The organism is Paenibacillus vulneris (genome assembly GCF_039543185.1).
Taxonomy (GTDB): domain Bacteria; phylum Bacillota; class Bacilli; order Paenibacillales; family NBRC-103111; genus Paenibacillus_S; species Paenibacillus_S vulneris.
In genome coordinates, this window is record NZ_BAABJG010000058.1 from 1 (window position 1) to 725 (window position 725).

Annotated in this window: 1 protein-coding gene; it reads right to left on the reverse strand. The window is 53.7% G+C overall.

The window, feature by feature from the left end; genetic code table 11:
* On the reverse strand, positions 1-629 hold a 629-nt coding region (locus ABEA66_RS35855), incomplete at its 3' end, for a reverse transcriptase domain-containing protein (protein ID WP_345595309.1).
* Positions 630-725: the final 96 nt, after the last annotated feature.

The window sequence follows — 725 nt, forward strand, 5'->3', positions numbered from 1 at the left end:
CGCTTGTCCGACACTTTTCTTGCTATTCTTGCCATGAGAATATCGTGGTTGACTCGATCAAAGAATTTCTCAAAGTCCATGTCCACGACCCAGCGGTAGCCTTCTTGAATGTGGGATTGCGCCTGCTTTATGGCATCGTGGGCTCGTTTTCCTGGACGGAAGCCGAAGCTGTTCAGTGAGAAATGTGGATCGAAGATCGGTGTCATCACTTGCATGAGGGCTTGCTGGATGAAGCGATCCATTACGGTTGGAATACCTAACAGCCGAACCCCGCCTCCGGGTTTGGGGATTTCCACCCGTTTGACAGGCGTTGGTCTGTAGGTGCCCTCTTGAAGTTCCGTTTTCACGGTTTCCCAGTGTTCCCATAAGTGCGCTTGTAGCTCATCTACTGTCACTCCGTCGACACCAGGCGCTCCGCCGTTCTGTCTCACTCGCTTGAACGCGAGTCGAAGGTTGTTTCCTTCGAGTATTCTTTCCAGCAAGTCGTTATGTCCTTCGCGAGAAGAAGGGGCGAGTTGTGCCGACGAAGAACTCGGCGCTCCGGCATACCCTTGTGGCTTCACCACTGCTCTTTGCCGTGAGCCTTCATATGAAGTTGGCTGCTGTCGTTGCTCTTCGCGCGAACACATCGGTTTCTTCTCTCCTTTAAGTTCAGCCCTTCCGGTTTCCGGCGTCCCCTACTCCCGTACTATGGCCTCTGCTGACTCCTGCGGATTCAGCGCGAC